This window comes from uncultured Campylobacter sp. (genome assembly GCF_938017615.1).
Lineage (GTDB): Bacteria > Campylobacterota > Campylobacteria > Campylobacterales > Campylobacteraceae > Campylobacter_B.
This window is the reverse complement of the sequence record NZ_CALIJA010000170.1, coordinates 1-18,534: the sequence shown is the minus strand read 5'-3', so window position 1 is coordinate 18,534 and position 18,534 is coordinate 1. Positions and strand designations below refer to the sequence as shown.

Below are 18,534 nucleotides of genomic sequence, written 5' to 3'. Positions count from 1 at the left end.
TTGCAAATTTATAGAAATACTTATATATTTTTAATAAATTTAGAGTAGAATTATATAAAATTTTATATGCAAAGGAGCTTAAATGAAAGAAATTTATCCAAGCGGTTTCGTGCCGAAAAAGGCGCATTATGCGCCGGGCATCTTAGATGACGACGGTACGCTCTACGTCTCGGGGCAGTTAAGCGTGGATCCGCGCACGGGGGCCATTGCGGAGGGTCTTGCTGCACAGACCGCGCAGGCTTTAAGCAACGTCGCGGCAGTGCTGGCCGCCGCGGGCGCGGATAAAAACGACGTGCGGATGTGTCGCGTCTATACGCCTGACGTCGCGAACTGGGACGTGATCGACGAGCAGTACGCGCTGTTTTTTGGCGCGCACAAGCCCGCTCGCGTCGTGGTACCGACTACGGCTCTACACTTCGGCTGTCTCGTAGAGATCGAGGCCGTCGCAAAAATAAAAGAGAAAAAATAGGAGCGAAAATGAGCGATTTCATCTGCACGGGCTGCGGCAAGCACGCGCCCGTCGATACTTTGAGCTATAAATGCGACTGCGGTGGGCTGTATAAGCTAAACTCCGATGCGCCTAAATTTAACCCCGCGCTCGTAGATCAAAGCGAGTTTAGCATCTTTAGATACCGTAAGTTTATGGGCATCGACACGGCTAAATTTAGAGAAATTTCGATGGGCGAGGGGCTTACGGCGAGCGTGAAATTCGGCGAAGACCTCTATCTCAAGCTCGACTACGCGATGCCTACGCTTTCATTCAAAGATCGCGGTGCGGCGGTTTTGGTGCTGCACGCCAAAAATATCGGCGTGAAAAAGGTGTTGCAAGACTCCAGCGGCAACGCAGGCAATGCCGTGGCGGCGTACTGCGCTCGCGCGGGCATCGAGTGCGAAATTTACGTCCCGAAGGGCACGTCGCCCAAAAAGATCGATATGATCAAAAGCCACGGCGCGCACGTCACGGTATTTGACGGCAGCCGCGACGAGACGGCGGATGCGTGCCGCAAAAAGGCCGCGCAGGAGCAGATCTATTACGCCAACCACGTTTATAATCCGATCTTTTACGAGGGCACGAAGAGCTACGTTTATGAGATCTACGAGCAGCTGGGTAGGATGCCGCGCAATATCTTTATCCCCGTGGGTAACGGCACGCTGTTGCTGGGCGCTCAAGCGGCGCTAGGCGAGCTATATGAGGGCGGTCTTATCAAAGCGCTGCCAAAAATTTTCATCGTTCAGGGCGAGCGTTGCGCTCCGCTTTTCGGCGCCGAAGGTACGGCGCGCGCGATAGAGCCACAGCCGACGCTAGCAGAGGGCATCGCGATCGCAAGACCGATGCGCGCGGTCGAAATTCTTGGCTCTAGTTACGCGGGCGAGCGAGAGGTGATCTTGGCGAGCGAGAGCGACATACTGCCTGCCAGAGCGGCGCTTGCGCGCGGCGGATTTTACGTCGAGCACACGACCGCGGCTACCTACGCGGCGTATCTGCGCTACAAAGAAAGTCGCGATCTGCAAGGAGATAGCATCATTCCGCTTTGCGGCGCGGGGCTGAAGAGCGATCATTAAATTTAAGCGCCAGACGGATTTGTGTGGCTAGCTAGCGGCGAGGAATTTAAAATTTTCGCCGCTTTAAATTTAGCGAGTTTGTGAGCCAATGTTTTAGCGAGATGTTTAAAATTTATGACGCGTAGGCTTTTAAATTTAAACTTCTACTGAAGCACAGAGATGCCTTTGTTTGGCATGATGCGATGATACAGCGCATTTTGTGGACGACTTTGCCGTTAGCTGGATTTGTAAAATTTATCTACGATAACTGGGCAGTCGCCCTTTAAATTTAAAAATACGATCAAAATTTTATAAAAACTAATCTGCAATGTGCGGCTACCATCTACCCATTTCATTTATAAAATTTGGACGTTTTATCGCTTTTAGCTAGCGAGCCTCTACGCAGATGATAAATTTATGCGGCTATTTCGAGTTTTCTTTAGCGATGCGCGTAAATTTAAGCACAAATTCGCTTTTCGCCGCAGTGTAGGCGTCGCGGTCAAACTCGAAGCGCTTGCAAAGCTCTAATTTAAGCGCCTCGTACCGCTCGGCGATATCCGCATTCGCCCGCAAAAAATCTCTAAAAAATATCTCATCCGCATCGCCGAAATTTCGCATATGCACGTGAAAAACGCGCTCGGCAAATCCCGCTTCGGTGTAGCCCTTATTTAGGCTGCAGCGGCTCCCCTTTTCGCTCATTAGCAGATAGCCCGCCTCTATCAGGCGCTGTTTGGCGGCGGCGATATCCGAGCATTCGATTAAAATATCTACGATCGGCTTCGCCCAGATCCCGCTTACCGCGGTGCTGCCGATATGGTGGATCTTGATCTCGCCATGATCTTGCAACAGGCCGCGCAGAATTTCGCGCTCCTGCCTAAAGTATTCGCTCCAGCGCGGATCGTGCGGTACGAGACGTATCGGAAAGAGCTGCCACAGCTCTTGCAGGCTCATCGAAAGGAGTTTATTGCTCATCTAGCTCCCGAGTATTGGGTGAAATTTGAATGAATGGCGGGTAGATAGGGATTCGAACCCTAGAAGGCTGACGCCTTACGCGCTTTCGAGGCGCGCTCCTTCGACCGCTCGGACATCTACCCGAATGAAAATGTAATTTAAGCCAAAAATGGCTTAATAACAGATTTAAAAATGAAATTCCGCGTGAAATTTCGCCTGATTTTGCGGGCGGGGGTTGAAATTTAACGGCACAAATTTAGATTTCGTTTTAAATCCACGGCTTAAGGTACGGCGCGGCTTTCGGCATAAAATTTATTTTCGTGCGCGTAGTTTTGGGCACGGAATTTTACCGCTTTATGGATGAAATTTTATAAAGTAGCAGCGTTTTACGCTCTGCGTGGCTTTTGCGAGCAAGGAATTTTAGCATTTGGCGGGCAAATTTTATCGCAGCGGCGAAAAATCACTCGCCGTTTATAAATTTCATGCACCGCTCTACAAAATCGAGATAAAAATTTTGATCTCGTCTCCGCCGTAAAACTCAAAATCCGTTCCAAACGCTCTTTTTAGTTCGCCGGCCTCAAAAAAGCTCCAAATTTTGCTCCAAAATTTTGCTACGTTTTGCGGCTCATTTGGGAAACTAAAAACGGCGTATTTGCCGCTTTTGATCTCCAAGGCTTCATCGCTGCGGGGCGCTTTGGTGCCGATAAAGATATTGTAAAGCCCGTCAGCGCCGTCTTCGTAATCGTAATAGACGCCGTAAATCTCGCTCCGCCCGTCATAACACTCTTTCATAAATTTCGCCCACAGCGCGGGAATTTTGCCGCTTCCGCCTAGCTCGTCCGCGTTTTTCGTGCGGGCTTTTAACCCGTAAATTTTAAATCCGTCTAAATACGAAATTTTGATTTTTCCGCTCAAATTTTACCCTTTCCGCTACTGCTCTAAAAGCTCTCTCGCCTGCTTTGCGATCGCGACGTCGGTGAAGCCGAAAAGCTTAAATAGCTCGCTCGCGTTACCGCTTTCGCCGAAGCTTTGCATGCCGTGTACCGCGTCTGCAAATTTATACCACTCAAGCGCGCTTGCGGCTTCGACGGCTAAAATTTTAGTTTGCGGTTCTAGAATTTGCGCCAAATAATCCGCGTCCTGCTCGCACAAAAGCTCGAAGCACGGCGCGCTTACGACGTTTGCGCCGATGCCTTGCTCTTGCAGGATCGCCGCCGCTTTTAAGCAGAGCGAGACTTCGCTGCCGCTTGCGATGAGCGTGATTTGCGCCTCTTTGCTCTGCCTTAGCAGATACGCGCCGTTTTGCACGTCACCCAAGACCGCCTTAGGTAGCGGCTCAAGCCCTTGGCGCGAGCAGACGAACGCCGCGGGCGCATTCAGGGAAAGCGCCGTGCGCCAGCATTTTACGTTTTCGTTGCCGTCTGCGGGGCGGAAGGTGTAGAAGCCTGGCATCGCGCGGAAGGTGCTAAGCTGCTCGATAGGCTCGTGCGTCGGCCCGTCCTCGCCCACGCCGATGCTGTCGTGCGTGAAGACGAAATAATGGCGCAAACCCATCAGCGCCGCGAGTCGCGCGCCCGTTTTGAGATAGTCGCTGAAGATAAAAAACGTCGCGCTAAACGGGATGAAAAGCCCGTATCTCGCGAAGGCGTTGCCGATCGCCGCCATCGCGTGCTCGCGGATGCCGAAGTGTAAATTTTTGCCGCACGGAAAGTCGCCACCGCCTTTTAGCTCGGTCTTATTAGACGCCGCCAAATCGGCGCTTCCGCCTAAAAAGCCGGGCACTGCGTTTGCGATAGCGTTTAAAATTTTACAGTTGCTATCGCGCGTGGCGACCTTAAGCCCGCTAAAATCAGGGAATTCTATCTTGCTAAAGTCGGGATTTAAAAGCTCGTTTAAAAGCGCTCTTTTTTCATCGCTTAGCTTCGCAAGCTTTTCCTTCCAAAGCCGCTCCTCCAAATCGCCTTTCTCAACCGCGGCGCGCGTTTCAAAAAGCACGTCCTCGCTTACGACGAAGCTTTGGGCGGGATCAAAGCCCAGGCTTTGCTTAGCGCGTGCAAGCAGCTCCTCTCCAAGCGGCGCGCCGTGCGTCTTGGCTGTGCCCTCAAGCTCTAGCGCCCCCTTGCCGATCGTGGTGTTTGCGATGATGAGGTAGGGTTTTGTTTTATTTTTGACCTCGTCAAGGACGAATTCTATCTGATCGAAATTATGCCCGTCGATGCGCGCAACCTCAAAGCCTTGCGCTTCAAATCGCACTTTCACGTCCTCAAACCACGCGATATCGGTGCTGCCGTCGATCGTGATGCCGTTAGAATCATAAATTATCGTTAGATTATCGAGGTTGTGTCTGCCCGCAAGCGCGCACGCTTCGTAGCTGATGCCCTCCTGTAGATCGCCGTCACCGCAGAAGCAATAGACGCGGTGATCGATGATCTCGTTTCCTTCCTCGTTTAGTAGATGCGCGGCGTATTTTGCGGCCATCGCAAATCCGACTGCGTTTGCGACGCCCTGTCCGAGCGGCCCGGTAGCGATCTCAACGCCCGGGGTAGTGATCTCCGGATGGCCGGGGGTTTTGGAGTACAGGCGCCTGAAGCTTTTCAGATCGTCCATGCTCAAATCGTATCCACTAAGATAGAGGTAGCTATACACTAGCGCGCTTGCGTGCCCGCCAGAGAATACGACGCGGTCGCGGTTCAGCCACGCGGGATTTTTGGGGTTGTGGCGGACCTTACTCATAAATATGCTCATTACGTCGCTTAGCCCCATCGGCGTGCCTGGATGGCCTGAGTTGGCGCTTTGGATCATATCCGCGCTTAGAAATTTTATCGTGTTTGAAATTTTACTTAGCTGCTCGCTCGACATTTTTCATCCTTTCAGGTATTTTTCTATCAAATTTAAAACCAAATCGCGTAGGCTCGCATCATAGTTGCTCATCGCGCCGCTTACCTCGTCTATTAGGCGCTGCTTGTAGCTTCTAGCACCCGCAAGTCCGAGTAAATTTACGAAGGAATTTTTAGCGCCGTCCGCTCCTACGGGCTTGCCCGCGCTTGCTTCGTCGCCCGTGGCGTCGATGATATCATCCTCGATCTGAAATATGAGACCTAGCTTTAGTCCGATTTTATAAAGCTCATGCGCGAGCTCATCCTTTAACCCGCCGATTATGGCGCCTAGCTCAAACGCCGCTGCGATGAGCGCGCCCGTTTTATGCAGATGCAAAAACTCAAGCTCGCTTTGCTTTAACGGACTGTTTTCAAAATGGCAATCGATCGCCTGACCGAGCACCATGCCGCTGCTGCCTGCGTTTCGTGCTAGAGTTTTAATGCATTTTATCTTGATCTCATCGCTTAAATTTGCGCTTGCGGCGATCAAAAACGCGTCGGTATTTAGCGCATCGCCCACCAAAATCGCCGTGACTTCGTCGTATTTTTTATGCAGGCTCGGCCGTCCGCGGCGCAGATCCGCATCGTCCATCGCGGGCAGATCGTCGTGGATAAGCGAGTAGGTGTGGATCATCTCAAGCGCCATCGCCATCGCCAACGCGCCCTCAAAGCGCCGTTCATCCACCGCCGAGACGACGCCTAGTAGCAGCTGCGCGCGAAAGTGCTTGCCGCCCGCTTGCAGCATGTAATTGAGCGCCTCCTCGAAATACGGATGAAAGCTAGACGCCTTCAGCTCGTTGTGCTTCAAGTAATCTTTAAATTTTTCTAAAATATCCATCGATCCTACCTTGCGGTTTTGATTTGCTCTGCTTAGGCGCGCCCTTGACGAATGCAAATTCGCGCCCTTCGAATACCTTTTCGTCGCGCAGCTTAGGCTTTGCTGTCGCGAGCCGTTTGTACGTCGCGTAGAAGTAATCACGCCGCTTAAAATTTTAAATTTTAATTTCCCTAGCTTTACGCAGTGCGCGAGGCGAAGGATGCTCCGCTTTTTTGAGCCGCATCTTACGCTAGATTTGCTCGCGGATGTCGCGCAACGGCTCGCCCGCTTTGCATTTAAGCCGTGCGAGCTAAATTTTACTTTGCGCCGCAGCGTAGCAGCCTACTGAAATTTTAGAATTTGCCCTCACGCCACCCGTTAAATTTGACCGATTTGCTAAGGTTGAAATTTAATAACCTAGCGTCAAATCAAGCGAGCCGTGCTTTATGCAAACTGTATCGCCACAAAAATCTAAATTAATGCCGCCTTATAAAATCGGGCTTCATTTAGTTCGCTATAGAAGCCGCTCGCTCCGTAAAATCCAAACCGCTCGCCAGGCGGGAAGTAGTCGCCCTCTCTAAAAAGCCTATTTTCACCATTTTTGAGCTACGCTTAGCCCTTATTGCCAAGCAGATCACCCAATCCGCCGAGCCCTCCTAGCATGGATGCTGCGGCGCCTTTCTTTTCATTTTCGACCAGCTTTATCGCGTCGCCTATCGCCGAGATCAGCAGGATCTGCAAGCTCTCTTTGTCGCTAAAAAGGCTGTCGTCGATGCTCAGATCAAGCACCTCGCCCGCGCCGTTTAGCCTGATAGCGACCATACCCGCACCCGATTTTACGGTAAATTCCTTGCGCGCATTCTCCTCCTCGATCTGCTTAGCCTTGGCCTGCATCTGATCGAGCATCTGCCCCATTTTCGAAAAATCCATTCCCTCAAACATCTTTACTCCGTTATTTGGTTTTTTTCGTTTACTTGCACGATTTTAGGCTTGAAGCTTCTTGCTTTTTTGGCGCTCATCTGTGCGTAGGCCACGATGATGACGACGTCGCCGACGCAGACTTTACGCGCGGCCGCGCCGTTTAGGCAGATCTCGCCCTTTTTATCGCCGCGGATCACGTAGGTAGCGAAGCGTTCGCCGTTATTGACGTTTAGGATCTCGACTTTTTGGTATTCGCAAAGCCCCGCAGCCTCGATAAGCTCGGGTCCGATCGTGATGGAGCCCACGTAGTTTAGGTTGGCGTCCGTCACGCGTGCGCGGTGGATTTTGCTTGATAAAATTTCGATTTTCATCGGCCGTCCTTTAAATTTAGTCTAAATTTGACCCGCCTCGCGCCGCGACGAGCTCGCTTACGACCTGTTTGTCGCTGAAGGGGTGCTTCACACCCTTGATCTCCTGGTAGGTCTCGTCGCCCTTACCCAAAATAGCGATCATCTCGCCGTTTTTGGCAAGATCTAGCGCGCGCGCGATCGCCTCTTTGCGATCCGCGATCTTTAAAATTTTATCTTTTCGGCGCATGCCGGCGCAAATTTGCTCGATGATTTCGCTCGGCTCTTCGCTGCGCGGATTATCGCTCGTGACGATGCAAATTTTGGCAAAGTGCTCGGCGATGGCGCCCATTTTCGGACGCTTGCCGTGGTCGCGATCGCCTCCCGCGCCAAAAACCGCGATGATCTCGCCGCTTGTGCGCAGCGCGTTTAGCACCTTTTCGATGCCGTCTGGGGTATGGGCGAAATCGACGATCACAAGCGGGTTTTTATTTACGATCTGCACGCGACCCTCGACGCCGCCGAAGTTTGCCAGGGCTTTTGCGATCTTTTCGTTCGGCAGCTTGGTCAGAATTTTAACCGCCGCAAACGCCGCGGTAAGGTTGTAGAGATTAAACTCGCCGATCAGATCGCTTTGCAGCTGCGCATTATCGCCGTTTGGAGTGCGCACGAGCGCGTCGATGCCGCCCTTTAGCCCGTATCCGCTCACACCGAAGCTCGCGGGATTTTTTATGCCGTAGGTAAGGGCGTTTGCGGGGTTAAATTTAATGTGTCCGTCATCGGCGTTTATAAGCTTTGGCGCGTCGTCCGCAAAAAACGAGCTCTTGACTGCGGCGTATTCTTGCATGCTGCCGTGATAATCGAGATGATCTTGGCTGAGATTAGTAAAAATTTTAAGCGCAAAATTTAGCCCCTGGATGCGGTTCTGCGCGATTGCGTGCGAGCTTACCTCCATAACGAAATACTCGCAGCCCTGCTTGTTAGCTTCATAAAGATAGCTCATCGTCTTAAAAACCGAGCTCGTCGTAAGCCCCTTCTCGTCGATTCTACGCTCGTTTATGAAGGCGCCGCGCGTGCCGCTTAAACCGCAGCTAAAGCCCAGATCCAGCAGCGTCGAATAGATCGCCGCCGCGGTCGTGGTCTTGCCGTTCGTGCCGGTGATGCCTACGATTTTGATGCGCGGATCGATATTTAAAAGCTCCTTTGCCCGCGCGATAGAGATGATCTGCGCGCCTTTTTGCGCCGCTTCGGGTTCAAATTTAGCATTCGCGTCCGTGCGCATAAAAAAGCAGCCCGCCTCGCACTCGGCGGAGTTGTCGGTGATAAAGCTATTTTCGAGTCGTATTTTCATGATTTTTGATTTTTTGCATTAGCGCTTCGAAGCGCTCATCGCCCGCATACGCGGCAGCCGAGCTTTCGACGTAATTAAGCCCCATTTCGTAGTAGCCGTTTTCTATCAAATTTTCTAAGAATTCTATCATCTCGCTTTTGTCCGAAATGGCGATTTTAGAGGAAAAAATGATCGATTCGAAGGCGTCTTTAAAGCCTCTTTGACCTACCGCGCGCATAAAATCGGCATAGGCGATAACGGCGATCTCATCCTCGGCGCCGGGTTCGGAGGCCGCTTCGTTCGCGATCTTTTCGTTGATGGAGTTTAAAATTTTAAAAAGCTCCGCGGTTTGAGTTTTGGGGCTGAGGTTGTAAAAATCAAAGAGCATAAGCGCTTCTTCGCGATCTGCCAGCGCGGTCTGGCAAAGCTCGAGTAAAAATAGAATTTCCTCCTCGCCACTTTTTTCGTAGGCGAGCGAAAAATACAGCTTCGCAAGCTCAAATTCTCCGCGCGAAAAGGCTTTTAGCCCCAGCTTTTTATAATTCAAACTCTTCGCCTTCGGGGACGTTTACGACGCTAAGCTCTGGATGGATATCCATGCGGAGCTGGCGCTCGACGCCGTATTTTAGGGTCTGCGCACTTGCGGCGCAGCCGTGACAATGCCCGGTAAGGCGGACGTGGACGATGCCGTTTTTTATGCCTAAAAGCTGTATATCGCCGCCGTCGTTTTGAAGCATCGGGCGGATTAGCTCCAAGCTGCCTTGTACCGGAGCTAGAAGCTCTTCATCGCTAAATGGTATCATTAAAATTCCTTGTTTTGGTTTTGGCGAATTATATCCAAAAGCGATAAAAAAAGGCTTATCGGGGATGAAATTTAATCTTAAATTTTGCGCGAGGGCGCGGATTTTGCGCCGTAGGTTGTAAAGAATTTATGCAGTGCAGATAGCTAACACTACAATTTTAAATTTTATCGATCTAGAGAAGGGCAAAGTTTGTGAATCATCGGGTTTGTGAATATTCAAATTTAGACTATTTGTGCCATAAATTTGGGATGAAATTTCAGCTGAGCCGATGGTTAAATTTGAGATGAAATTTTGCTTGAACGGGAAAGAAATTTGTAAAGTTTTGTCAGAAGTCAAAGTGAGAAAAAATTTGAGCTGGTCGCCTAAAGATAGGGATTAGGAGCAAATTTATTCAAAATCAAAGTGGCAAAATTCGATTTAAATTTTTTGACAAAAACCTTACGAAATTTTGCACCGCTTTTAACACCCGTTTAAATGGGCATTAAAAGCATTTTATCATTCCGCGCTCTCTGTGCCCTGCACTCTTTTGAGCGTGGCGATAAGATTATCTCTAAATTTATAAATATCTTCGAACTTTTCGAGTGGATATCTAGTCTCTTGTTTCTCTATTTCGTGAATGCCAATGTATTTCTTCGCCGTATTAAAATGCAATCTAGCTATCCATTTGCGGTTATTATCGTCAAAGAGTACTCCAAAATAGCTTTGAGTATCCCTTGCATAAATTTTATCAAGCTCCGTATATTCGCCCAGTATTGATTTAATGATAAAAAAGCCTTGCAGCTCATCTTGCGTAGTTACGATCTTGGCTTCATCATTACTACTTTCTTCATCCTCGTCCGTGATATTTGCCGTTAAGCCCGCACGTACGGAATTTATCTTTTTTGAGGCCAGATCGGTCACTATCTCGCTCAGAGCGGTTTTTGTATAGCTCTTAAAGTCCTCTAGCACACTTCCGGTTATGCGCGTTCCTTGCGGAAGTATTCTGCAGGCAAACATCCTAGCCAGATCATCGCTAGGCTTAGCGGTTTCTTCCTCAAATATCTTTTTTATCTCAAGTATTCGGCGCTGCTTATTCGCCATCTCCAGTATCGAGCTGATATTTAGATCGCTTTTTGTAAAGCGCTCAAGAGCCTTTACGTCGCGCTTGTTGAGCTCGTCAAGGTTTACGATAAGAAAAGGATTGTCGTCAAGCCTATTTTCCTTGTTAATATCGGAATAAAATCGGTATTCTATGCCATTTGTTAGCAGTGCAAATTTAGCGTCAGTAACGCCGAAATATCGATATAGCTGGCTTGAATGCTTGTCAAGTACTTCGGTGTGCTTCTTGACCTCTACGATGATGAGCGGCTTGCCCTCATACATTATGGCGTAATCTACCTTTTCGCCCTTTTTAATGCCTACGTCCGCGGTAAATTCAGGCACTATGACGTTAGGGTCAAATATATCGTAGCCTAAAATTTGAAAAAACGGCATCACGAACGAGTGTTTCGTAGCCTCTTCGGTTTGCACGGAGTCCTTGATGCTCGATATTCGAGCACCCAGGCGCTGTAAATCCTCATATAGATCCATAAATTCTCCTTTTATATTGATTTTATATTACGCAGCGTAGGACCTTGCCGACGATATATACTTGCAAATCGCTATCCGGTCCTATCTCGTAGCTATCGTATTCTTTATTAACGCTTTTTATGTGCAGTACGCCGTCGGGGCTCTTTTGTAGCAGCTTCACCATAAAATGGTCGCAGTAGTTGACGATATATAGCCCATCGCCTTCAAATTTTGCCGTGACGTCCACAATCACCCAGCTATCAGGATAAAGCATCGGCACCATAGAGTAGCCCTCTACCGGCATGCAGCGAATCCTACTCGTATTTTTAGGGCACACCTTAAAAAGCATCCGAGAAAAAGGTATCAATACATCGGTGTCGTAGATCTCTATGCCGTTTATATCGACGCTCTCGCCGGCACCTACGGATGAGCTAAGCTTACGGATAAAAATTTGATCCGTCTCGGTTTCTTTAAGGTTTGAGGGACTAACGTCATTTTTGCCAATACTTACGTCATCACTAACGTCAATACTTACGTCAAAATTTTCATTTGCTAAATCTGAAATACTAATTTCAAAAGCATTAGCTATTTTCTGTAAATTCTCTCTAGTGGGATTTTTACTTGCTTTTTTGCTTTCGTATAGTTGAATAGTAGATCTCCCAACTCCAGATATTTTGGCTAGTTCGTCTTGCGACCATTCCCTTTCTTTTCTTAAAAAACTAATCTTTTGAGCTAAATCCACAGGGACCCCTTGACAAACCTAATAAATTAGGTTATAATTCAAAATATACTTAGAAAAGATAATACCTATAAAAAGGTTAAGATTTTCTAAAAGTTCTTTGAATTTTCATTGTTAAGGTAAAAATAAGGAGATCATATGGACGATATGGTTTTATGGGTAATATTTGTCTTATGGAGTTACCTATTTTTATTCGATGAATAAGCGGCCTCTCGCTTCCTAGAGCAAGAGGCCGACGGATTATTCTTCGCCAGTTTTGTCGGCGGTATTTGCATTATTGCTAGGCTTTGGTTTCTTGCTTGCAGTAATGTTAAAGCCGCCGCTTTGAGACTCGCCGATAATATTCCGACTATTCGCTCTTATTTGAGCCGGCTTAATTTGCGTCGATTGACTAAACGACGGGCGGCTATCGGTCGTTTTAATAGTTTCGGCGCTTTTATCCTTTTGCTCTTTAGCCATATTTTCACCCCCTTTCTCGTGATACACGGAAACTATAGTAAACAAAGAGATAAAAAATACCACTGCGAATGATAGGTAGGTAATCCCTCTTAAAATTCTACCGGTTTTATTTACATTATCTTGAGCGAGGCCTAAGGCTTTTGACGTAACATCTAGCATAGCTATTAGACCTTCTGCGTGTTCGCTATCGCCTTGTTTGATGTTTTCTTTAAAATATGCATTATCGAGATTGGCGGTGAGCCTAACGGCGCTGCTTTTAATGGCTATTAGGCAAAGAGTAATTATTGTCACGGTAGTTATAACGATCGCCGATAAAAAATAAAATTGCGATGAGCTTATCTCATCTAGTTTTATCGCATAAAAAGCCGCACCTACGATACTAAAAGAAAGCCACAAAAACATCCTGACTATGGTTAATTGAGAAGGGATGATGGAGGTAGTAATATTGTCTAGATCCTTACGCTTGGCTTCGAGATTTAGTTTTAAATTTTTCTCGTAATTTTCAAGGCCATTGGCCTTTGCCTCATCTTTTTTCATTTCCGCCGTATCCCCTTTTGTAGAATTTCCGAATAATATTATATCAGCGGGGTTCTTAAATTTTTACATTAACAATGAAAATATAAGAAAGGAGTAAAAAATGGCAAAATGTAGAGTAAAACCGGTTACAAAGGCCGTAAAACAACAACTAAAATACGATCTAAAAGACTACTGTGCGATGCGAGGACTAAGCTTAAGCAGCTTTTACAAGGGCTATATAAGCCAAAAAGCTAAAAAGATACTAGAAAAAGACGGCATAAAGGTAGCCTAATGTGGGTAAATTCCAAACGTGCGGCTGAAATTTTAAGTGTAAATTTAAGAAAACTACAAAGAAGAGTAGTTAAAGCCCAAGCTAGTGGGAAAAAATTTTGCACTATTAAACCTAATATATTAGGTTTTACCTACACAGATGGCGTTGGTCACGGTGGTAAAACCCTTCAAATTTGGATTGACGATAGCCTGATAAACAACGAAAGCAGCGAAATTTCGCGACAAAGCGAGAGCGTTTGCGACAATAAGCACGGCGGAGCAAATTTAAACGGCGCGGCTGCGGCAGATCCGTCCGCAAGCGGCGGCGCTTTAAACTTAAGCAATGCATCAATCTGCGGTAGTGCGCAGAGCCTAAACGGCGCGAGGCGAGATTTAAACGGCGCAGAGCAAAGCTCAAGCGATCCGAGCAGCGCGACAAGCCTCCCTGCTATCGCTACTTGCTCGGATAAAAAACGCAAAGCCGCTTTTGAAAAATATAACGTCGTTAGGGAGTGGGAAGACGCAAAAGGCAAGATCAGCGAGGCTACTTTTCTGGAGTATATCAACGCTAAAAAGATATGCCCCGTAAAGGTAACCGCAAATAAGCTCTACGACTGGCAACGTAAATTTAAAAAAGGAGGCCTTGATGCGCTAGTGGACGAGCGGGATAATAATAAGACCCTAAAGCTTGACGCGCTAGGTCTTGCGCCGCTTTGCGTAGAGCTGATACTTGCATGCAGCGGTATGGGCAAGGTAGATATAACAAACATCTACAAGGCGCTAAATTACCACGCGGCGAAAAACTCTCTCATAAACTTTGAGGACTTTCAAGGTAAAAAAGACGAGATTGTAAGCTATGAGGTCGTAAATCGCTTCGTAAACAACTACCTAAACAAAAATAAGCTGGTAAAAAACATCATCCTTTACGGCGAGGATGGAGCGGTCGGTCGCGGCTTGCCGGCTCTTGGTATCAGCAACTACGCCGTAAGCACGATAAACGAAGTCGTGGAGATAGACGGCAGCCCGCTTGATTTAATCTGCAACGCTAGCGAGCTTTGCGAGATGATCGGCTGGCAAAACGTCAGCACTATCTTTAAAGACAAAGACGAATTTCAAAACTATGTAAAAGAGTGGCAAAAGCGCTACACCATCATCGCTCTAATCGATACGTATAGCGGGGTAGCGACTTTTCACATCAGCGATAGTGAAAATTCTCTCTCTATTGCTAGAGCCGTCGCCAAATATATCGTGCGCTACGGCAAACCAAAGGTAATCAAGGGCGATAACGGCAAAGCTTTCAAAAGCGAGTACATGCGCGAAGTCTTAGGCACGCTTGAGATCGAGTATAAAGCCGTGCGTGCTTATAGCGGCTGGCTCAAGCCATACGTGGAGCGAAATTTTAGAGCCTTGCAGCATAGTTTCAGCGCAAATTTGGCGGGCTTCATAGGACACAATATCTCGCAGCGCCAAGCCATAGAGTTTTTTCGCTCTAAAAAAGAGCGCCGCTTAAAAAGAGGCTACAAGACGAATCTAACGATGCTAAAAAACCTAAGCGAGGTGCAAGAGCTGATGGATATGTATGCGGAAAAATTTCTAAACACCCGCTACCTTGAGCGCCTTGATACTACCTGCGCAGCTGCGTATAGCGCAAAGATAAGCGACGCCGTGTATATGGACGCTCTAAGCATCAGCGCGCGTCTTGGCGGACGAGAGCTTAAGCACGTGCATAAAAAGGGTATCAGCCTAGATGGTGTGAGGTTTTACAGCGTGGAGATGTACGGGCTTGAGCGCGTATGGGTTAGCAAAAACGTCAATAATATAAACGAGTGCTTTTTATGGAGCGAGGATAACAAATTTATCGGTGTTGCCTCTACGCTTGATTTGGATGAGGGAGTAAGTGCCGAGGAGGCTAAAAGCGCGCAAAAGCTATTTAATAAGCGCCTAAAAGAGACCAAAAAGCAGATGGACGCTGCATCGATCGCACATCGGGCGGATTTTGAGCAGATAGTGCGCATGGTAGAAGCAAAGCCCGCCGCAATGCCTAAGCCGCAAGCGGCAAATAACGAAAGCAGGCTAATAGATGCTGCGCTAAAAGGGGCTAAAAGCTTGAACTCTAGCGTAGCTTTGAGCGATGAAATTTTGAGCGCGCAAGCTACGCAGCGCAAAGCGGAGCGCAAGATAAAGAGCTTTGAGGAAGTAGTCTGCGGATAAGGTGCTTTTAAAGGGCATAAAATGTCTTTTAAAAGCCCCTTTATGGGCAAAGGAGAAAATATGCAAGAGATTATATCTAAGCTAAATGAATTCTTAGAGGGCGGAAGCGTGAGTATGAGCGCGCTTGCGCGGGCTTTGGGCATCAGTCCGGGAGCGATAAGTCAGTTTCGAGCGGGCAAATACAAGGGCGATAATGCGGCGATCGCAGCCAAGATAGGCGCCTATATCGATGCGAGCGCCAAAAAAGCAAAAGAGTTTGCCGCCTCGCCCGCGCGAGATGAAATTTTTAACTCGCGGGATTATAAGATGGCGAATTTCGTCATCTCCGAAGCCGTAGGCGAGCGCGAGATAGCTTTGCTTTACGGCACCGCAGGTAGCGGCAAGAGCACGATACTACGCGACTTTGCCGCCAAAAATCCTAACGCGGTACTAATTGAGGCTACCTGCCACACCAACGCTAACGCTTTGCTTGGCGAGCTATGCGAAGCGCTAAAGCTGGAAGCCGCAGGCAGCGCTAATGCAAAATTAAAAGCGATATCAAGCTTCCTAAAAACCGCCGATAAGGTGCTGCTAATCGATGAAGCCGAGCATCTGCCGCTCAGGGCGCTTGAGGATCTACGTAGAATTTACGATTTTTCGAGTACTCCGCTAATTCTAGCAGGCACGGAGATTTTGCTAAAGAATTTAGTGGGGCGCAATAAGGAGCTTAGGCAGCTATATAGCCGTATTTGCGGCAAATGGGCTATGCAGGGGCTCAGCAAAGAGGAGAGCGATGCCTTTTACGGCACTGGGATCTTCGCTCACGCCAAAGGCAACTTCCGCGCGTCCGAAAAGTTACACAAAAAGTCGGTCCGCCTAGCGGCTCTTAACGGCTGCGCCGTGGGCGAGGAGATCATAGCCCAAGCCTGCGGCATGGTAATTTTATAAGGAGGAATAAGAGATGAAAGCGTATAAGGGTATGAAAATGAGCGATCTAAAAGCTTGCAAAGATGAGATCATAATCGCGCACTCATTCATTCTCTTCAAGACCCCGAGGGGCTGGATTACAAAGAGAAGACACCGCGAGAGCATAGCGGTGCCGGTGCCGAGATTTCATCGAGGACTAGGAACGATTTGGAGTTAGGCAGCTTTGATTTTAAATGGCGCCCCACGCGGGCGTCTTATAAAGTCAAATTTAAAAGGAGTGGATATGAAATTTCCCAAGGAGCTTGAAGCAAAACGCACCAAGTGCATCGTCTATACTCGCGTGATGGGCTACTTGCGCCCGGTAGAGAGCTTCAATATTGGTAAAGTAGGCGAACACAAAGAACGTGTGCTGTTTGAAGAGAAAAAAGATGTCGCTAGCACTAAATAAGCGCGATAAGCGGAAGCAAAAGGAAGTGTGAAATGCAAAGAATTCAGGGCTACCGCACGGACAAGGTATGCGCCGAGCGGGTGAGGATGCTAAAGGGCGATGCGGATGTAGCTTACCGCGAGCTTGCGGCGATGCTAGGCATCAGCGTCGAGCGCGTCGCGATGATAGAGCGCACGGCGCTTGCGAAGCTTAGGCACCCGAAAAACCGCAAGAAGTGGATGGAGATATTTGAAACCATCGCCGAGCTTGAGCGCTGCGAAGCTCAAAGGCTCGGTAGCGGCTGGAGCCTGAAAGGAACGAAGAATTGAAGCTAAAGGATTTGATAAACCTAAGCGCGCAGGATTATAGCGCCGCGGCTCTGCGCGAATTACACGCAAAGATGAGCGCCACCGTGCCTGATATGGTAAGCGTAGGTCTTCGCTCGGTGCGTCGCGACGAGATAAGAGACGGGGAGCTTGTAAAGGGCTGGGCATTTTACGTGGGCTTTTGCTACGGGGATAAAAAGCCTTGTGCCGAAATCGCGAGCTTCGGTAGGCTTCACATCTGCGCCGATGAGACGATGGCGGCAGATCCTTATATAGAGAAAATTTTAAGATATCTAAGAGAGGCGTAGCTTTTATCGGGCTCTTTTAGCAAGAGCCTACATAAGCGCTAAAGCTGAACCGCTGAAAAATCTAAAATTTTGCAAAGCAAAATTTCTGAAACTTTAGGTGGGTGCAGGGAGCGTAGCTCCCGCTCGCAAAGAGGGGCTTCGCTCCTCTGCGAAGTCAAATTTAAAAGAAAGGAGCAAAAGATAATGGACAAACGAACGGCAAGGCTCTGTTTCGTAAGCTCGCCGTATGCAAGTATCCCGTGCAAGCATGAACGAGACCGCGACTACTACGCCCGCAAGCTTGCCGAGCAGGCCTGCGCCATCGTGCGCGCCAATGGCTACGAGCCTATATCGCCCGTACTTGCATGGATGGGGGTGTATAGCGAGCTGGAGCGAGGTCGCATAATGAAAAACTGCGAGGAGCTCCTCTCGGTATGCAGCTACTACTACTTTTTTGCCTGCGAAGGCAGCGAAAATAGCAAAGGTATGGCATACGAGCGAGAGCTTGCAAGGCAGCTCGGCGTGAGGGAGCTGAAATTTAGTCTTTTTGACGAGTGAGGAGAGTATGGTGCGGATCGTAAAGAAGAATAAAAACAACCTTCCGATCTGCTTACGATACGGCTACGTGCTGAGTTACGGCCTAGCCAAAAGATTTAAAATTTTAGGAGAAAAACTATGGAGATCAAAAACTTCGCAGACGTCGATAACGCGCTAAAGCGAGTGTGTGAGCTTGAGGTGGCTTTGACCGATATAAACGGAGAGATAACGCTAAAGTGCAACGAGATCAAGGATGCACAAAAAGCCCGGGTCGAGAAGCTCGATAGCGAAAAGAAATATATCGAAGCTCAAATCACCGCATTTTGTGAGAGCAATAAGGCGGAGTTCGCCGAAAAGCGCAGCAAGGATTTCACCTTCGGTAAGATAGGCTATAAGCTCAGTAAAAGCGTAAGTTTGCCGCGCATCAAAGAAAAGGTCGAAAAGCTCATCAAAGCGCTAAAGAGCTATAAGCTTGATGATTGTATATCCTACGAGGAGACTATAAACAAAGACGCGATCTGCGAGCTTGATGACGCAAGCCTCGTTAAACTCGGCTTAAAGCGCACGGTGAAAGACAACTTCCGCATCGAGACCAAGATAGAGAATTTGCAAAGCGCAAATGTCTAAAAATCCGCGCTTTTAAACTTTAACAAAAAGCCCTATCTAAGGGCTTTTGATTAAGGTTTTATGAAGCGAAATTTTGGTAAAATACTAAAATTTA

Annotated in this window: 24 protein-coding genes and 1 tRNA gene; 12 read left to right on the top strand and 13 right to left on the bottom strand. The window is 48.1% G+C overall.

The features are described from left to right. Positions 1-82: 82 nt before the first annotated feature. Both Q0620_RS08885 and Q0620_RS08880 read left to right on the top strand, forming a co-directional pair. Entirely contained in the window at positions 83-469 is a 387-nt protein-coding gene (locus tag Q0620_RS08885; RefSeq protein ID WP_298784599.1) for a RidA family protein, read from the top strand. A gap of 8 nt (positions 470-477) precedes the next feature. Further along, positions 478-1,563 carry a threonine synthase gene (locus Q0620_RS08880; protein WP_298784597.1) on the top strand — a complete coding sequence of 362 codons (1,086 nt, stop codon included), beginning with the start codon at positions 478-480 and terminating at the stop codon, positions 1,561-1,563. A gap of 402 nt (positions 1,564-1,965) precedes the next feature. Here Q0620_RS08880 and Q0620_RS08875 read toward each other — a convergent pair whose 3' ends face one another. The 5 genes from Q0620_RS08875 to Q0620_RS08855 form a co-directional block, all read right to left on the bottom strand. Continuing rightward, the gene (locus tag Q0620_RS08875) at positions 1,966-2,514 is read right to left on the bottom strand and encodes a GrpB family protein (RefSeq protein WP_298784595.1); all 549 of its coding nucleotides are present in this window, start codon (positions 2,512-2,514) and stop codon (positions 1,966-1,968) included. Between the two features lie 34 nt (positions 2,515-2,548). After that, positions 2,549-2,636 (bottom strand) — tRNA-Ser (locus Q0620_RS08870). Between the two features lie 349 nt (positions 2,637-2,985). Beyond that, entirely contained in the window at positions 2,986-3,396 is a 411-nt protein-coding gene (locus Q0620_RS08865) for a GyrI-like domain-containing protein (RefSeq protein ID WP_298784601.1), read from the bottom strand. A gap of 27 nt (positions 3,397-3,423) precedes the next feature. Beyond that, positions 3,424-5,352, bottom strand: coding sequence for a transketolase (gene tkt / locus Q0620_RS08860; protein ID WP_298784593.1), 1,929 nt, complete (start codon positions 5,350-5,352; stop codon positions 3,424-3,426). Between the two features lie 3 nt (positions 5,353-5,355). Continuing rightward, positions 5,356-6,207, bottom strand: coding sequence for a polyprenyl synthetase family protein (locus tag Q0620_RS08855; protein WP_298784591.1), 852 nt, complete (start codon positions 6,205-6,207; stop codon positions 5,356-5,358). 199 nt (positions 6,208-6,406) lie between these two features. Here Q0620_RS08855 and Q0620_RS08850 point away from each other — a divergent pair, with 199 nt between their 5' ends. Continuing rightward, positions 6,407-6,535 carry a hypothetical protein gene (locus Q0620_RS08850; protein ID WP_298784589.1) on the top strand — a complete coding sequence of 43 codons (129 nt, stop codon included), beginning with the start codon at positions 6,407-6,409 and terminating at the stop codon, positions 6,533-6,535. A gap of 263 nt (positions 6,536-6,798) precedes the next feature. On the opposite strand, the gene Q0620_RS08845 is transcribed toward Q0620_RS08850, so the two are convergent. From Q0620_RS08845 to Q0620_RS08810, 8 genes are all read right to left on the bottom strand, one after another. Continuing rightward, entirely contained in the window at positions 6,799-7,128 is a 330-nt protein-coding gene (locus Q0620_RS08845) for a YbaB/EbfC family nucleoid-associated protein (RefSeq protein WP_005869878.1), read from the bottom strand. Positions 7,129-7,130: 2 nt separating this feature from the next. Next, positions 7,131-7,478, bottom strand: coding sequence for an aspartate 1-decarboxylase (panD, locus tag Q0620_RS08840; protein WP_298784586.1), 348 nt, complete (start codon positions 7,476-7,478; stop codon positions 7,131-7,133). A gap of 16 nt (positions 7,479-7,494) precedes the next feature. After that, entirely contained in the window at positions 7,495-8,805 is a 1,311-nt protein-coding gene (locus Q0620_RS08835; protein ID WP_298784583.1) for a UDP-N-acetylmuramoyl-L-alanyl-D-glutamate--2,6-diaminopimelate ligase, read from the bottom strand. Further along, positions 8,783-9,331: a histidine kinase gene (locus Q0620_RS08830; RefSeq protein WP_297880268.1), complete on the bottom strand. Its 549-nt coding sequence runs from the start codon at positions 9,329-9,331 to the stop codon at positions 8,783-8,785. Before Q0620_RS08830 ends, Q0620_RS08835 begins: the two co-directional genes overlap by 23 nt. Then, positions 9,321-9,587 (bottom strand): NifU family protein, encoded by a 267-nt coding sequence (locus Q0620_RS08825; protein ID WP_298784581.1) that lies wholly within the window; start codon positions 9,585-9,587, stop codon positions 9,321-9,323. Before Q0620_RS08825 ends, Q0620_RS08830 begins: the two co-directional genes overlap by 11 nt. Positions 9,588-10,082: 495 nt before the next feature. Then, positions 10,083-11,156 carry a type I restriction endonuclease gene (locus Q0620_RS08820; protein ID WP_298784579.1) on the bottom strand — a complete coding sequence of 358 codons (1,074 nt, stop codon included), beginning with the start codon at positions 11,154-11,156 and terminating at the stop codon, positions 10,083-10,085. A gap of 22 nt (positions 11,157-11,178) precedes the next feature. After that, positions 11,179-11,877 (bottom strand): helix-turn-helix domain-containing protein, encoded by a 699-nt coding sequence (locus Q0620_RS08815; RefSeq protein WP_298784577.1) that lies wholly within the window; start codon positions 11,875-11,877, stop codon positions 11,179-11,181. Between the two features lie 237 nt (positions 11,878-12,114). Further along, positions 12,115-12,870, bottom strand: coding sequence for a hypothetical protein (locus tag Q0620_RS08810; RefSeq protein ID WP_298784575.1), 756 nt, complete (start codon positions 12,868-12,870; stop codon positions 12,115-12,117). Positions 12,871-12,970: 100 nt separating this feature from the next. Here Q0620_RS08810 and Q0620_RS08805 point away from each other — a divergent pair, with 100 nt between their 5' ends. The 9 genes from Q0620_RS08805 to Q0620_RS08765 all read left to right on the top strand — a co-directional run bounded on the left by Q0620_RS08805 (position 12,971) and on the right by Q0620_RS08765 (position 18,440). Continuing rightward, a complete protein-coding gene (locus tag Q0620_RS08805) occupies positions 12,971-13,141 on the top strand; it encodes a hypothetical protein (protein WP_298784573.1) in 171 nt (56 codons plus the stop codon). Next, entirely contained in the window at positions 13,141-15,330 is a 2,190-nt protein-coding gene (locus Q0620_RS08800; RefSeq protein ID WP_298784571.1) for a transposase family protein, read from the top strand. Before Q0620_RS08805 ends, Q0620_RS08800 begins: the two co-directional genes overlap by 1 nt. Positions 15,331-15,390: 60 nt before the next feature. Continuing rightward, positions 15,391-16,257, top strand: a complete 867-nt coding sequence (locus tag Q0620_RS08795) for an AAA family ATPase (protein WP_298784569.1) — start codon at positions 15,391-15,393, stop codon at positions 16,255-16,257. A 13-nt stretch (positions 16,258-16,270) separates the two neighbouring features. Further along, positions 16,271-16,453 carry a hypothetical protein gene (locus Q0620_RS08790; RefSeq protein WP_298784567.1) on the top strand — a complete coding sequence of 61 codons (183 nt, stop codon included), beginning with the start codon at positions 16,271-16,273 and terminating at the stop codon, positions 16,451-16,453. A gap of 66 nt (positions 16,454-16,519) precedes the next feature. After that, positions 16,520-16,684, top strand: a complete 165-nt coding sequence (gene nrdD, locus Q0620_RS08785) for an anaerobic ribonucleoside-triphosphate reductase (protein WP_298784564.1) — start codon at positions 16,520-16,522, stop codon at positions 16,682-16,684. 32 nt (positions 16,685-16,716) lie between these two features. Continuing rightward, positions 16,717-16,992 carry a sigma factor-like helix-turn-helix DNA-binding protein gene (locus tag Q0620_RS08780; RefSeq protein WP_297905310.1) on the top strand — a complete coding sequence of 92 codons (276 nt, stop codon included), beginning with the start codon at positions 16,717-16,719 and terminating at the stop codon, positions 16,990-16,992. Further along, positions 16,989-17,297 (top strand): hypothetical protein, encoded by a 309-nt coding sequence (locus tag Q0620_RS08775; RefSeq protein ID WP_298784562.1) that lies wholly within the window; start codon positions 16,989-16,991, stop codon positions 17,295-17,297. Before Q0620_RS08780 ends, Q0620_RS08775 begins: the two co-directional genes overlap by 4 nt. Positions 17,298-17,480: 183 nt before the next feature. Beyond that, entirely contained in the window at positions 17,481-17,834 is a 354-nt protein-coding gene (locus tag Q0620_RS08770; RefSeq protein WP_298784561.1) for a hypothetical protein, read from the top strand. 117 nt (positions 17,835-17,951) lie between these two features. Further along, positions 17,952-18,440, top strand: coding sequence for a host-nuclease inhibitor Gam family protein (locus Q0620_RS08765; protein WP_298784560.1), 489 nt, complete (start codon positions 17,952-17,954; stop codon positions 18,438-18,440). Positions 18,441-18,534: the final 94 nt, after the last annotated feature.